The organism is Alteriqipengyuania triglochinis (assembly GCF_054655655.1).
In genome coordinates this window covers 179,927-192,940 of record NZ_BAAHNC010000003.1, presented here as the reverse complement: position 1 = coordinate 192,940, position 13,014 = coordinate 179,927, and the positions used below count along the sequence as shown (strand labels likewise).

The window sequence follows — 13,014 nt, the reverse complement described above, 5'->3', positions numbered from 1 at the left end:
CTTCCCCTACCCCGTCATCCCCGCGCAGGGGGGGGGGGGATCCCGCTTCCTCTTGCAGTTCGATACGACAAAGAGCGTCACCCCCGCCTGCACGGGGGGTGACGGGAAGAAGGATTGCCAATAGTGCTCACCTCATGACCGACCTTCCCGATCCCACCGCCGACCTGACCGCCCGCCCCTGGTTCTTCTGCGGGATCGGCGGATCGGGGATGCAGCCGCTCGCGGCGATCCTGAAGGGGCGCGGGGCGGAGGTAGCCGGGTCGGACCGCAGCTTCGACCAAGGACGCACGCCAGAGAAATTCGCCGCACTCGAAGCGCAGGGTTTCCAGCTCTTCCCGCAGGACGGCAGCGGGATCGACCGGCCTGAGCAGGTGCTGGTGGCCAGCGCGGCGGTGGAAGACACCGTGCCCGAAATGGTCCGAGCGAGAGAGCTGGAGCTCCCGCGCCTGACCCGCGCAGACCTGAACGCGGCACTGTTCAACGCTGCCGAAACCGGCGTGGCCATCGCGGGCACCAGCGGCAAGTCGACCGTGACCGGCATGCTCGGTTGGATTTTGCACCATGCGGGCAAGAACCCAACGATCATGAACGGCGCGGTGATGAAGAACTTCGTGTCCGAGAACCGCCCCTTCGCCAGCGCAGTGGTCGGCGATGCGGACCTGTATGTGTCCGAAGTGGACGAGAGCGACGGGTCGATCGCGCAATACAAGCCCGCGGTGGGCATCCTGTTGAACGTTTCGCTCGACCACAAGAGCATGGACGAACTGCGCCAGCTATTCGGCGATTTCCTCGAGGCGTCGGAGCGCGGCGTTGTGAATGCCGATGACGAGGAAGCTTTCCGGCTGGTCGCGCATGCCAATGCGCCGCTGACCTTCGGTGTGACCAATGGCTGCGCCGCGCTCGGCATCGTGGACGGCAGTATCGCCGAGGGGCCGACACGGCAGGCCGCGATGGTCCACGACAAACGCGACGATACCCAGCATGCGCTGACACTCAACCTGCCGGGGCGGCACAACCTTTCGAATGCGCTCGCCGCGATTGCGGGCGCGAATGCGGCCGGCGTGCCGGTGGCCGACGCGGTTGCCCGGCTGGCCGAGTTCAAGGGGCTCGCACGCCGGTTCGACATCGTCGGCACCTCGCCATCGGGCGTGACGGTGATCGACGACTTCGGCCACAACCCGGAGAAAGCGGCGGCGACCTTGCGCACGCTCAAGTCGCATCCGGGCCGCGTGCTCGCGTTCTTCCAGCCGCATGGCTACGGGCCGTTGAAGCAGATGGGCGCCGAACTGGCCGAGACCTTCGCCCGCGAACTCGGCCCCGAAGACGTCACGCTGTTGTGCGACCCGGTCTATTTCGGCGGTACGGTCGACCGCTCCGAAGGCAGCGAACGGATCGTCGATCTGATCGCCAAGCACGGCGGAAAAGCGATGTGCATCAACACCCGCGAAGGCTGCGGCGACTGGCTGGTTGCAAATGCCAGGTCCGGCGACCGCATCGCGGTCATGGGCGCGCGAGACGATACGCTGAGCGTGTTTGCGCGCGACATTCTGGAGCGGCTCGGGTGAGCGTCTACGAACGCGCCCGCCGCCACGCGCTTAAGATGCTTGTCGGGGTGGGGATAGGCTTCCTTTTCATCATCGCGGTCGATGCGTGGATCGGCCATTCGAGCATCGCCTTCGCGATCGTCATCTTCGGCCTGTTCATGGCAAATATCGGCATCCTCGGCTTCAACTGCCCGAATTGTCGCAAGAACCTGTTCTTCTATCGCGGCGTCCTGATGCTGCCTTGGCCCAACAGGGTCTGCGGCCGCTGCGGGACGGACCTGACGAAGGAGCCTTGGAAAGGCCGCTAGTGCGCGCCCTCGCCTTCTTCCTTTTCATGCCCAAGCCCGAAGACCTTGTGTAGCACCAGAAAGATGATCGCACCCAGCACCAGGCCGAGTAACGCCGAAGCAGCGGCATAGGCGACCCAGCCAAGGATGCCGCCCAGCGCCCCGGTGGTGCTCTCCACCGCATGTTCCAGCCCGTGGCTCGCATCATAAAGCGTGTGGAAGCCCAGTTCGTGCGTGCCGTGCAGGATGATCCCGCCGCCGACCCACAGCATCGCGGCGGTCCCCACGACCGACAGGATGGTGAGGATATGCGGCATCGCATTGAGCATCAGCTTGCCGACTTTCTTCGCAAAATCCCCCGGCTTCTTCATGAGGTGCAGGCCGATATCGTCCAGCTTCACGATCAGCGCGACCGCGCCGTAAATGCCTACCGTAACCGCCAGGCCGACCAGTGCCAGCACGACCGCGCGCGTCACCAGGGTTTCCGCCGCAACCTCGTTCAGCGCGATGGCCATGATTTCCGCCGACAGGATCAGGTCGGTGCGGATCGCGCCGTCGACCCGCTTCTTCTCGAACGCCTTCTCGTCCTTGATCGGCGCCTCCACGGTCTCGCCGTGCTTCGCGCCGGTCAGCTTCTCGATGATCTTTTCCGCACCCTCGTAGGAAAGGTAGCAGCCACCCAGCATCAGGATGAAGACGATCGCCTGCGGCAGGAACTCGCTGAGCAGCAAGGCACCGGGCAATAATATCAGTAGCTTGTTCTTGATGCTGCCGACCGCGATCTTCCCGATGATCGGGAGTTCGCGCGCCGGGCTGAAGCCGGTGACATAGCTTGGCGTCACTGCCGCATCGTCGATCACCACGCCCGCAGTCTTCGACCCTGCACGGCCCGCGGCCGCCGCGACATCGTCGACAGATGACGCCGCCGCGCGCGCGATGATCGATACGTCGTCGAGTAAAGCGGCGAGACCACCGGGCATTGCAATTCCTTCTCACATTGTGCGTATGCCACGCCAACGCAGCAGAGCCTTCTTTGGCACCGCACGGGCGCCAAGCGAAGCCTTGCATTATTCCCCAATCCAGCTATGTGCCCCGCTTCCCTGCTGTCAGCGACGGCTGGCAGTGGGGAAACCAAGAAAGCCGGAGGGGCCCCGTCATCCGGACGGACAAGCCAGCGATCGGCAGCAACGTGAAAGGACAAGGGATGGCTCTTTACGAGCACATTTTCCTTGCGCGCCAGGATTTGAGCCAGTCGCAGGTCGACGCTCTGGCAGCGCAAGCTACCGAAATCATCGAGTCGAATGAAGGCAAGGTCACCAAGACGGAGACCTGGGGCCTTAAGAACCTCGCCTACAAGATCGACCGCAACCGCAAGGCGCACTTCGTGCTGCTGAACGTGGAAGGCCCCGGCAGCATGGTTGCCGAGCTGGAGCGCCAGACCCGCATCAACGAAGACGTCATCCGCTACATGACCATCCGCGTGGACGAGCACGAGGAAGGCCCCTCGGCGATGATGCGCAAGAACGAACGCGATTCCAAGAAGCGCCGTGAGCGCTCGGATCGGGGAGACGAATAATGGCCCGCCCGTTTTTCCGCCGCCGCAAGACCTGCCCGTTCTCGGGCAAGAACGCACCGGTCATCGACTACAAGGACGTGCGCCTGCTGCAGGGCTTCATGTCCGAGCGTGGCAAGATCGTCCCCAGCCGCATCACCGCCGTCAGCGCGAAGAAGCAGCGTGAACTCGCCAAGGCGATCAAGCGCGCGCGCCACATCGGCCTTCTTCCCTACGTCGTGAAGTAAGAGGAGCGAGACACATGGATATCATCCTCCTCGAACGTATCGGCAACCTCGGTTCCATCGGCGACGTCGTGACCGTCAAGGACGGTTACGCCCGCAACTTCCTGCTTCCGCAGAAGAAGGCGCTGCGCGCCAACGCCGCCAACAAGAAGGTGTTCGAAGCCAACCGCGAACGCCTCGAAAAGGAAAACGCGGAACGCCGCGGCGACGCTGAAAAGTCTGGCGAGAAGATCGCCGGTGCAGAAATCGTCCTGATCCGCGCTTCGTCGAATGCCGGCCAGCTGTACGGTTCGGTCAACGTGCGCGACATCGTGGCGGGCCTCGAAGCCCAGGGCCACGAAGTCGACAAGCGTCAGGTCGTCATGGGTAGCCCGATCAAGACGATCGGCATGCACGATGTCACCGTCGCCCTGCACCCCGAGGTGCACGTGACGGTGAAGGCCAACGTCGCCCGTTCGGACGACGAAGCCGAACTGCAGAGCCAGGGCATCGACGTTCTCGCCCAGATGTTCGAAGACGAACAGAAGGAAATCGAGGAAGCGGCGGCTGCCAACCAGACCGACCCGAACCTCGAGCCGGGCGAAATCCCTGCCGAGCTGATGGAAGACGGCGTGAGCACGCCGGAAGACCAGTCGACCACCGAATCGCTGATCGAAGCGACCGAGCCGGACACGAGCTCGGACGAGGTCACGCCGCAGGGCGAATAAGCCTCGGCTTCCAGCCAGGAACGACGAAGGGCCGCTTGCATCACCCGATGCGAGCGGCCTTTTCTTTTGGCACCGTCAGCGTTCGGGGAAATGACCGACGGGCCCGGCCGCAATCTTCCCCGCTTGGCCCCGCCCCGTCCGCAAGCTAGGACGCGGTGACAATGATGACGATAGACCAAGCTCTCGATGCGCTCGAAGCGCAGTACAACACCGCCATCGATGCCCTGCGGGCCGATATCCTCACCTATGCGGAAAACGGCGCGCTGCCCACCGCGAGTGCGCGCAAGGGCCGCTATACCTACCCGCGCCTGCTGCTCCATTACGACGGCAGCGAGCCGCAGGATTCGCGCAGCCGCGCCTTCGGGCGCCTCGCTCAGGCGGGCATCTACGCCACCACGGTCACGCGCCCGGCGCTGTTCCGCAACTACCTGCGCGCGCAGCTGGAACTGATCGAGAGCGATTATCCGATCCGGCTGGACGTTCAGCCCTCGGACCAGGAAATTCCCTTCCCCTACGTTCTCGACGGCGAGACCGCCGCGAAGCTCGCGGGCATCACGCCGCAGGAAATCGCGCGCCATTTCCCGCATACCGACCTCGCCGATATCGGCGACGAGCTGGCCGACGGGATTGAGCTGGACGATCCCGACGCGATGATCCCGCTGTCGCTGTTCGATGGCCTGCGCACCGATTTCAGTCTTGCACGGCTGGCGCACTATACCGGCACCGACCCCGAGCATTTCCAGCGTTTCGTCCTGTTCACCAACTACCACCGTTATGTCGACGAATTCGTCGACTGGGCGGGCGCGAGGCTGGGCGAAGACGGGTGCAACGCCCTCGCCGGTCCTGGAGGGCTCTACCTGACTGAGCCGACGCAGGACGCGAAGTCGCAGCTGTCCGACGCGGCCTGGCGGCGGCACCAGATGCCCGCCTACCACCTGATTGGAGAAAACGGCGACGGGATCACGCTGGTTAATATCGGCGTCGGCCCCAGCAATGCGAAGACGATTTGCGATCATCTGGCGGTGCTGCGGCCCGAGGCGTGGCTGATGATCGGCCACTGCGGCGGGCTGCGTGCGAGCCAGAAGATCGGAGACTATGTACTCGCCCATGCCTACCTGCGCGACGACCACGTGCTCGACCCGGTCCTCCCGCCCGAAATCCCGCTGCCGGCGATTGCCGAAGTGCAGCAGGCACTGGCCGCAGCTGCGGAAGAGGTTTCTGGCCAACAGGGCAGCGATCTGAAGCAGCGGCTGCGCACCGGCACAGTGGTGACGACCGACGATCGCAACTGGGAACTGCGCTATGCGCTCTCGGCCAAGCGCTTCTCGCTGAGCCGCGCGGTGGCGATCGACATGGAAAGCGCGACCATCGCCGCGCAGGGCTTTCGCTTCCGGGTGCCCTACGGCACGCTGCTATGCGTCAGCGACAAGCCGCTGCACGGCGAGATCAAGCTGCCCAAGCAGGCCAACACCTTCTACGAAGAGGCGATCGCCGCGCACCTGCAGATCGGCATCGCGGCGTGCAAGCATCTGCGCGAGGAAGGCCCGCGCCTGCACAGCCGCAAGCTACGCGCATTCAACGAGCCTGCGTTCAGGTAGGGTCTCTGCAACTTCTCGGCGGAGGTGTTGGTACCTGCCTCACACGCTGACCGAGAAGTTACGCCCTTCGGGCTAGGGACTCGTGCTGGTAGCATGGGAGCCCCAGTTCCATGCCGGATCGCGGGTAACCCCATAGACGGCAAGCGCCATCATCCGGGTGACATTCCCCCGGTCTTTGAGTGAGGGGGGCCGACTTTCCTGGAGGGTTCGTGCAGACGACGGGCCGGAGGTTTGGCCTTCCATCAGACAAACCTAGATAGGCATCCAAGTTCAGACTGGACGGCGATCTCGCTCGCGATCCGGATTAGCCGCCACGCTCTTCGGCGAACACGAGGTTCGCCACCCTGTCGACCGTTTCCGCATAAACGCGAACCGCAGTGGAGAAGGTGCCGACCGGCACGCCATCGCGGCCCGTCACCACGTCCCACGAGATCCACGGATCGCCTTCGTCGTCGAGCCATACCGCCGCGAAACGTTCCTTCTTGCTGACCTCGATCGCCGACACTGCATCCCACTCCTCGTCCCGGTCGAACCCGGTCACGAACATGAGCGAGGTGCATCCGGCATGATCCCGGTCGCAGCCGTAGAACGCGATTGACGAAGGCATGCCCGCAAACTCGGTCCGTATAGTGGGGTCCCCATCCCCATCGACGTCCAGCTCCGCCTTGTAGCCCCCCATTTCCAGCGCGGATACGAGTGACGCGGGATCGTGCGCGCCGACCATTGTCGGCGGGCTCTGCGCCGCTGCCTGTGTGACGATCGTCGGCAGCACGGCGGCTGCCAAAAGCAGTTTTCTCATGAAATTTCCCGTTCCGGCGCGGGTTGTTAACCCGCGCCCTTGGTCTTCGTCGCGCCGATCTTCGCGTTCGCGGCGATAAAATCGATGATCTGCCCGGCGATGTCCTTGCCCGTCGCCGCCTCGATTCCTTCGAGTCCAGGTGACGAATTCACTTCCATGATCACCGGCCCGTGGTTGGACCGCAGCATGTCGACTCCGCATACGTTCAGCCCCATGCGCTTGGCCGCACGCACCGCAGTACTGCGTTCCTCTGGCGTGATCTTGATCAGCTGGGCGCTGCCGCCACGGTGCAGGTTGGAGCGGAAATCATCCGCCGCGCCGGTGCGTTTCATCGCCGCGACCACCTTGCCGCCGATCACCAGTGCGCGGATATCCGTGCCGCCCGCTTCTTTGATGAACTCCTGCACCAGAATGTTCACGTTCGCACCACGAAACGCCTCGATCACCGACTTGGCCGAGGACATCGAGTCCGCCAGCACCACGCCGATGCCCTGCGTACCCTCGAGCAGCTTGATGACCACCGGCGGGCCCTTCACCGCGCGGATGATCTCCTCCGCCTTTTTGGGATCATTGGCATAGGCGGTCAGCGGCAGGCCAAGACCGTGCTTGGCGAAGATCTGCATCGAACGCAGCTTGTCGCGGCTACGGCCGATCGCGACGCTCTCGTTCAGCGACCAGCAGCCGCGCATCTCGAACTGGCGCAGGATCGCGAGGCCGTAATTGGTGACCGAAGCGCCGATGCGCGGGATGATCGCATCGAAGCCCTCCGCAGGCTCGCCGTCGTAGAACACCTCGGGCTTGTGGCTCGCGATGTGCACCGTGCAGCGCAACGTGTTGAGCCAGACGATTTCGTGACCGCGCTCCTCCGCCGCCTCTATGAGCCGTTTGTGCGAATAGAGGTTCGGGTTGCGGGCAAGCAGCGCAATTTTCACAACTTGGTCCTTCTGGGCCGGAATCTCATGGTTTGTGGCCTTTCACCGGATCTCGGCCGGGGGACTGGAGCCAGGAATTGCCCGAATCGACGAGGAAGCGTCGTCGCAAGGCACTCCTTCCTATCAGCATCGGAAACTTCATGTCGCTACGATCTGCTAGACTGATCTCAGCGCGAAAGGTTTCCTCCCCAAGAGTCAGCGGCGTCTTGATGACGTAGCGCAGCTGGGTTTCGCCGTTCGAGCTGGTGATGCCGCGCACGTCGACATGCACCGCCTCACACACCTGCATGACCTTGTTGCCGGGGAAGAACACCTCGAAGCGAACGAACTTCTCGCCATCGCGCCGAAACTCTTCGACCACGATGCCGTGGAGCGAGCTGGTGCGCGCGCCGCTGTCGATCTTGGCGGGCACGCGCTTCAAGCCCAGCTCGGGCAGATCGACCAGTTCGCGCCAACCGACCGTAATCATGCCCGGGCCCGCCCGATGGAGAGCTTTACCATCCGCTCGGCTTGCCGGCGTTCTGTTCGTCGAGCCACTCCTTGAGCGGAGCGAAATACTCCATCATCGCCGCGCCGCTCATCTCGCGGCTGCCGGTGAAGGCTTCGAGCGCGTCGGGCCACGGCTTGCTCGCGCCCATTTCCAGCATGGCGTTCAGCTTCTCGCCGACCTCTTCGTTGCCGTAGAACGAACAGCGGTGCAGCGGCCCTTCCCAGCCCGCCTGGTCGCATGCGGCCTTGTAGAACTGGAACTGCAGGATGCGCGCGAGGAAGTAGCGGGTGTAGGGCGTGTTGCCGGGGATGTGGTACTTCGCGCCCGGATCGAAGGCATCGGCGGGCCGCTCGACCGGCGGGGTGATGCCCTGGTATTCGCGCTTCAGGTCGTGCCACGCGGTGTTGTAGTCGGCCGGGGTGATCGACCCGTCGAACACGCCCCAGCGCCACTTGTCGACCAGCAGGCCGAAGGGCAGGAACGCGACCTTGTCCATCGCCTGGCGCAGCAGCAAGCCGATATCCTTGTCCGCGCTCGGCACGTCGGCACGGTCGAGCAGGCCGATCTGGACCAAATATTCGGGCGTGATCGACAGCGCAATGAAATCGCCGATCGCTTCGTGGAAGCCATCATTCGCGCCGTTGAGGTGCAGGTAGTCCTGCGCGTTATAGGCGCGCTGGTAATAGTTGTGGCCCAGCTCGTGGTGGATGGTGACGAAATCGTCCGCATTCACCTTGATGCACATCTTGATGCGGATGTCGTCCTTGTTGTCGACGTCCCACGCCGATGCGTGGCACACAACTTCACGGTCGGCGGGCTTGGTGAACATGCTGCGTTCCCAGAAGGTTTCCGGCAGCGGCTCGAAGCCGAGCGAGGAATAGAACCCCTCTCCAATCTTCACCATGTCCATCGGGTCCTTGCCCTGCGCCTTCAGCAGGTCGCCGATATCATAGCCCAGATCGCCCGAGCCCTCGGGCGCGACCAGCGGATAGATGTTGCCCCATTCCTGCGCCCACATATTGCCCAGCAGGTCCGCGCGGATCGGGCCGTTCGCGGGCTGGATGTCGTCGCCGTATTTCTGGTTCAGCTTGGTCCGCACATAGGTGTGCAGCGACTGGTAGAGCGGCGCGACCTCCTGCCACATCCGCTCCAGCTCGTCGGAGAATTCCTCAGGCGGCATGTCGTAGCCCGAGCGCCACATGGTCCCGACATTGTCGAACCCGAGCTCTTCCGCGCCTTCGTTGGCGATCTCGACCATGCGGGCGTAATCGTCCTTCATCGGCGCGCCGACATTAGTGTGCCAGCTGGCCCACATCTCGGCGAATTCGGCAGGCGTTCGCTCGAGATTGCCCATCTCGGCTTCGATGTCCGAGCCGCTGATCTCTTCGCCGTTCAACGTGCCCTTGCCCTTGCCGTACTGGCTGTTGAGGCTGGTCGCGATCTCGTTCAGCTCGGTCGCCGCACCGTCGGCGGTCGGTGCAGGCAGCACGATGCCGTTGCGCAGGATGTCGAGCTTGCGCGCGACCTCAGGGTCGAGCCCTTCGACCTCGGCATATTTCGCGGCTTCGAGGGCGTACTGAACCGACTTCTCGGTCCCCTCGGCGCCCACCTGCGCTGCGAGCGCATCGGTATCATGCGTGATGTAAGTGGCGTTGACCCAAGCGATCTGGCTCGAATGCACGGTGAAATCGAACAGATCCTGCTCGACCATCGCGACCCAGTCCGCCGCGCCCTGCGGCGTCATCGGATACTGCTCGGCCGTCTGCTCGCTCTGCGTATGATCATCGGCCAGCGCGGGCGTGGCAAGCGTAGCGGCGGAAATCGCGGCGAGCGAGACGGAAAGCAGTTTCATGGGAGGCATCCTGTGGGCATTTATCATCGCCCGCGAAACTACCGCCGCGCGGTGTAATAGCAAGCGGACGAATTACGCCCCGGCAGGCCCCAGCCACTCGGCCATCGCGCGGCCCAGATCGGGCTTGGTGACGCTGCTCATGTGGGTGCCCGGTACCTCGACATAGGTGGCATCCGGCAGGCGCTCGGCCAGATCCCGGGCAGAGCCGTTGTCGCGGTCCTCGTCCCCGCACACCACCAACGTGGGGCAGGTGATATTGGCCAGTTCGGTCAGGTCCATATCCTCCATGCTGCCCAGCAGAAGCCGGGCGGCGGTGCGATCGACCTTCTGCGATTTGAGGAACTGCATCGAGAAATAAGCCGGGTCGCCCTTGGGAATCGCGTCGAACTCCTCGACCACGCGGATGAAGAAGGCAGCGCGCTTCTGCCATTCGCCCAGCCCGTCGATCCCCATACCGCCCAGGATCAGCCGCCGGGGGCGCAGAACGCCGGACGAAACGGCATGGATCGCGGCCCGCGCGCCGAGCGAGAAGCCTGCAAGATCGTAATCGGTCAGGCCCAGATGATCGACGAGCGCCGCCGCATCCTTCACCAGCACGCCCTGCGGGTATTTCTCCGCCTCGCGCGGCGCCTCGCTCTCCCCGTGGACACGGAAGTCGAGCATCAGGACTTCATAGCCCTGCTGAGCGATCCGTTCCGCATGGCCCCACTTGATCCAGTTCATCTGCGCGCTGGAGAACAGGCCGTGCAGCAGGACGAGCGGCCGCGCGCCGCGATCGCCCAGGCGGTGCAGGGCAAGGCCGGTGCCGTCGAAGGACTGGAAATGTTCGGTGGTCATAGTGGCCCTGATCATTAGCGGAAGTTGCAGTTCGTCCCGCCCCACAAGGTCGCCACCTGATTGTCCTCGATCAGGCCGGAGACGAGCATCTCGCTGTCGCCGAGCATGAACTCTTCGCCCAGCGTGCTGTCTTCCAGCGCATCGTAGCTCGGCAGCTTGCTCACATCGGCTGCGGCCATGCCCAGGCTGACGCCGTCCGGTCCGGTAAAGACCGCGCGTTCGCTCGGCCCGTTGACCATCCAGCCGATGAAGCGCTCGTCCTGGAAGCCGGCGACGAAGGTGTCGAAGGTCGCGAACTCCATAGGCCCCGCGCCGCATTCCTCGTTGCTGCCGAACTGCGGCCCGCCGAAGACCATGGTCAGCTGTTCGACCACCGCATCCTGCGGGTCGCCAAAATCGAGCGCAACGGCAGGACCGCCGGCTTCGGGTGCGGCGATAACCAGTCCGTCGGCGCGCAGCTCGATCGGTCGATCCTTTGGGGCATTGGGAGACTGCGCGGCAATTTCCTCCGCCGTGGGCGGTTCGCTCGGCTGCGGTTCTTCTCCACCGTCGCCACAGGCCGCCAGGGCGAAAGCCGCAGCGCCCGTCAGGGCCAATCCGAAACGCACGCTCATCTCTCTCTCCCGATGGTGTGGTCGCACGGTGTCAGACGCCCGTGCGGATCACAAGCGCGAGTCCCCGTCGGGATCGCGCTGGTCGATAATCACTCCGGCAGGCTCATCATCGGGCGCGCGCCCGGGCGGGTCGGTGCGCGCATCGCCGGTGGCATCGCGCCATTGGCCGTCGATGGTTGAGCCGCCTCCACCCATCGCGCCCATCTGGCCGCGCATCCTCTCCAACCGCTTCATCAGGAAACGCCGGAACAGGAGCGGGACGCCAAGCGAGAGCACCGCGACGGGCACTGCAATCCACCACAGCCAGTCGAGCCAGTCGACCGCCTGCGTCAGCAGGAAGATCACTCCGAGAATCACGGCCCAGCGCACCGCCCAGCGGATCGCAAGCCGTTTGAAGAAGGCCCCGAAATCGCGCTCGACCTGCTCGATCGAGCGGTCCATTTCCGCAGCCATGCGGGCCTGCTGCTCGGGATCGGGGCCGAGCATGGCTCAGCCCTTCTTGAGGTGCCTGCGGCCCAGCAGCTCCGCGATCTGCACCGCGTTGAGCGCCGCGCCCTTGCGCAGGTTGTCGGAAACGCACCACAGGTTGAGGCCGTTCTCCACCGTCGGGTCCTCGCGCACGCGGCTGATATAGGTCGCGCCGTCGCCCACGCATTCGACCGGGGTGATGTAGCCCTCATCCTCGCGCTTATCGACCAGCATGATGCCCGGCGCCTCGCGCAGGATATCCTGCGCGGCTTCGGCAGAAAGCTCACGCTCAAATTCGATGGTCACGGCCTCGGCATGGCCGACGAATACCGGCACGCGCACGCAGGTGGCGGTCAGCTTGACCTTGGGATCGAGGATCTTCTTCGTCTCGACCACCATCTTCCACTCTTCCTTGGTCGATCCATCGTCGAGGAAGACGTCGATATGCGGGATCACGTTGAAGGCGATCTGCTTGGTGAACTTGCTCGGCTCCACCGGATCGCCGACGAAGATCGCGCGGCTCTGCTGGAACAGCTCGTCCATGCCTTCCTTGCCCGCGCCGGAGACCGACTGGTAGGTCGACACCACCACGCGCTTGATCCCTGCGGCATCGTGCAGCGGCTTCAGCGCAACAACCAACTGCGCGGTCGAGCAGTTGGGGTTCGCGATGATGTTCTTCGCGGTGTAGCCGTCGATCGCATCGGGGTTCACCTCGGGCACGATCAACGGCACGTCCGGGTCCATCCGGTAGTGCGAGGAATTGTCGATCACCACGCAGCCCGCTGCGGCTGCCTTGGGCGCATATTCCTTGGCGATGGAGCCGCCTGCCGAAAACAGCGCAATGTCCCAGCCGGTGAAGTCGAAATGCTCGAGGTTCTTGCATTTGAGCATCTTGCCGGTGTCGCCGAATTCGACCTCGGTGCCCTGGCTGCGCGAGCTGGCCAGCGCGACCACCTCGTCGATCGGAAACTCGCGTTCGGCGAGAACCTGCATCATTTCGCGCCCGACATTACCCGTCGCGCCTACGATGGCGACCTTGTAGCCCATCAAAAACTCCTGTCCGTGCTGCGTTGCCACATGGGGCCAAGG

The 13,014-nt window shown here is 64.1% G+C and carries 15 protein-coding genes; 6 read left to right on the top strand and 9 right to left on the bottom strand.

Features of this window, described 5'->3' with window-relative positions; genetic code table 11:
* Nucleotides 1–134 precede the first annotated feature (134 nt).
* Together ACYQ0L_RS11145 and ACYQ0L_RS11140 are read left to right on the top strand one after the other, a co-directional pair.
* Nucleotides 135–1,565 carry a Mur ligase family protein gene (locus ACYQ0L_RS11145; protein WP_459789271.1) on the top strand — a complete coding sequence of 477 codons (1,431 nt, stop codon included), beginning with the start codon at nt 135–137 and terminating at the stop codon, nt 1,563–1,565.
* Nucleotides 1,562–1,852, top strand: a complete 291-nt coding sequence (locus tag ACYQ0L_RS11140) for a hypothetical protein (protein ID WP_459789270.1) — start codon at nt 1,562–1,564, stop codon at nt 1,850–1,852. The genes ACYQ0L_RS11145 and ACYQ0L_RS11140 overlap by 4 nt, the downstream gene beginning before the upstream one ends.
* Here the strand turns inward: ACYQ0L_RS11140 and ACYQ0L_RS11135 are convergent.
* Nucleotides 1,849–2,811, bottom strand: a complete 963-nt coding sequence (locus ACYQ0L_RS11135) for a DUF808 domain-containing protein (protein ID WP_459789269.1) — start codon at nt 2,809–2,811, stop codon at nt 1,849–1,851. The two genes, ACYQ0L_RS11140 and ACYQ0L_RS11135, sit on opposite strands and share 4 nt — an antisense overlap.
* A 224-nt stretch (nt 2,812–3,035) precedes the next feature.
* Here ACYQ0L_RS11135 and rpsF point away from each other — a divergent pair, with 224 nt between their 5' ends.
* The 4 genes from rpsF (at nt 3,036) to ACYQ0L_RS11115 (ending at nt 5,933) form a co-directional block, all read left to right on the top strand.
* Nucleotides 3,036–3,407: a 30S ribosomal protein S6 gene (rpsF, locus tag ACYQ0L_RS11130; protein ID WP_459789268.1), complete on the top strand. Its 372-nt coding sequence runs from the start codon at nt 3,036–3,038 to the stop codon at nt 3,405–3,407.
* The gene (gene rpsR / locus ACYQ0L_RS11125) at nt 3,407–3,631 is read left to right on the top strand and encodes a 30S ribosomal protein S18 (protein ID WP_010240048.1); all 225 of its coding nucleotides are present in this window, start codon (nt 3,407–3,409) and stop codon (nt 3,629–3,631) included. The genes rpsF and rpsR overlap by 1 nt, the downstream gene beginning before the upstream one ends.
* 14 nt (nt 3,632–3,645) lie before the next feature.
* Nucleotides 3,646–4,335: a 50S ribosomal protein L9 gene (gene rplI, locus ACYQ0L_RS11120; protein ID WP_459789267.1), complete on the top strand. Its 690-nt coding sequence runs from the start codon at nt 3,646–3,648 to the stop codon at nt 4,333–4,335.
* Nucleotides 4,336–4,496: 161 nt separating this feature from the next.
* Complete coding sequence (locus ACYQ0L_RS11115; RefSeq protein ID WP_459789266.1) at nt 4,497–5,933, top strand: AMP nucleosidase; 1,437 nt, start codon at nt 4,497–4,499, stop codon at nt 5,931–5,933.
* A gap of 304 nt (nt 5,934–6,237) precedes the next feature.
* Here ACYQ0L_RS11115 and ACYQ0L_RS11110 read toward each other — a convergent pair whose 3' ends face one another.
* The 8 genes from ACYQ0L_RS11110 to ACYQ0L_RS11075 form a co-directional block, all read right to left on the bottom strand.
* Nucleotides 6,238–6,732: a YbjN domain-containing protein gene (locus tag ACYQ0L_RS11110; RefSeq protein WP_459789264.1), complete on the bottom strand. Its 495-nt coding sequence runs from the start codon at nt 6,730–6,732 to the stop codon at nt 6,238–6,240.
* 26 nt (nt 6,733–6,758) lie between these two features.
* On the bottom strand, nt 6,759–7,664 hold the full coding sequence (rimK, locus tag ACYQ0L_RS11105; protein ID WP_459789263.1) for a 30S ribosomal protein S6--L-glutamate ligase: 906 nt from the start codon (nt 7,662–7,664) through the stop codon (nt 6,759–6,761).
* 25 nt (nt 7,665–7,689) lie between these two features.
* Nucleotides 7,690–8,133 (bottom strand): ATP-dependent zinc protease family protein, encoded by a 444-nt coding sequence (locus ACYQ0L_RS11100; RefSeq protein ID WP_459789262.1) that lies wholly within the window; start codon nt 8,131–8,133, stop codon nt 7,690–7,692.
* A 25-nt stretch (nt 8,134–8,158) separates the two neighbouring features.
* Nucleotides 8,159–10,006 (bottom strand): M2 family metallopeptidase, encoded by a 1,848-nt coding sequence (locus tag ACYQ0L_RS11095; protein WP_459789261.1) that lies wholly within the window; start codon nt 10,004–10,006, stop codon nt 8,159–8,161.
* 72 nt (nt 10,007–10,078) lie between these two features.
* Nucleotides 10,079–10,843, bottom strand: coding sequence for an alpha/beta fold hydrolase (locus ACYQ0L_RS11090; protein ID WP_459789259.1), 765 nt, complete (start codon nt 10,841–10,843; stop codon nt 10,079–10,081).
* 14 nt (nt 10,844–10,857) lie between these two features.
* Entirely contained in the window at nt 10,858–11,457 is a 600-nt protein-coding gene (locus tag ACYQ0L_RS11085) for a hypothetical protein (RefSeq protein WP_459789258.1), read from the bottom strand.
* Nucleotides 11,458–11,505: 48 nt separating this feature from the next.
* Complete coding sequence (locus ACYQ0L_RS11080) at nt 11,506–11,943, bottom strand: hypothetical protein (protein ID WP_459789257.1); 438 nt, start codon at nt 11,941–11,943, stop codon at nt 11,506–11,508.
* Between the two features lie 3 nt (nt 11,944–11,946).
* A complete protein-coding gene (locus ACYQ0L_RS11075; protein WP_459789256.1) occupies nt 11,947–12,972 on the bottom strand; it encodes an aspartate-semialdehyde dehydrogenase in 1,026 nt (341 codons plus the stop codon).
* Between the last annotated feature and the right edge of the window lie 42 nt (nt 12,973–13,014).

Bases quoted from the DNA above. Each gene is read 5' to 3' on its own strand.
- ACYQ0L_RS11145 (WP_459789271.1), top strand. From the start codon at position 135: ATGACCGACCTTCCCGATCCCACCGCCGACCTGACCGCCCGCCCCTGG.
- ACYQ0L_RS11135 (WP_459789269.1), bottom strand. From the start codon at position 2,811: ATGCCCGGTGGTCTCGCCGCTTTACTCGACGACGTATCGATCATCGCG.
- rpsF (WP_459789268.1), top strand. From the start codon at position 3,036: ATGGCTCTTTACGAGCACATTTTCCTTGCGCGCCAGGATTTGAGCCAG.
- rpsR (WP_010240048.1), top strand. From the start codon at position 3,407: ATGGCCCGCCCGTTTTTCCGCCGCCGCAAGACCTGCCCGTTCTCGGGC.
- rplI (WP_459789267.1), top strand. From the start codon at position 3,646: ATGGATATCATCCTCCTCGAACGTATCGGCAACCTCGGTTCCATCGGC.
- ACYQ0L_RS11115 (WP_459789266.1), top strand. From the start codon at position 4,497: ATGATGACGATAGACCAAGCTCTCGATGCGCTCGAAGCGCAGTACAAC.
- ACYQ0L_RS11110 (WP_459789264.1), bottom strand. From the start codon at position 6,732: ATGAGAAAACTGCTTTTGGCAGCCGCCGTGCTGCCGACGATCGTCACA.
- ACYQ0L_RS11100 (WP_459789262.1), bottom strand. From the start codon at position 8,133: ATGATTACGGTCGGTTGGCGCGAACTGGTCGATCTGCCCGAGCTGGGC.
- ACYQ0L_RS11095 (WP_459789261.1), bottom strand. From the start codon at position 10,006: ATGAAACTGCTTTCCGTCTCGCTCGCCGCGATTTCCGCCGCTACGCTT.
- ACYQ0L_RS11090 (WP_459789259.1), bottom strand. From the start codon at position 10,843: ATGACCACCGAACATTTCCAGTCCTTCGACGGCACCGGCCTTGCCCTG.
- ACYQ0L_RS11085 (WP_459789258.1), bottom strand. From the start codon at position 11,457: ATGAGCGTGCGTTTCGGATTGGCCCTGACGGGCGCTGCGGCTTTCGCC.
- ACYQ0L_RS11080 (WP_459789257.1), bottom strand. From the start codon at position 11,943: ATGCTCGGCCCCGATCCCGAGCAGCAGGCCCGCATGGCTGCGGAAATG.
- ACYQ0L_RS11075 (WP_459789256.1), bottom strand. From the start codon at position 12,972: ATGGGCTACAAGGTCGCCATCGTAGGCGCGACGGGTAATGTCGGGCGC.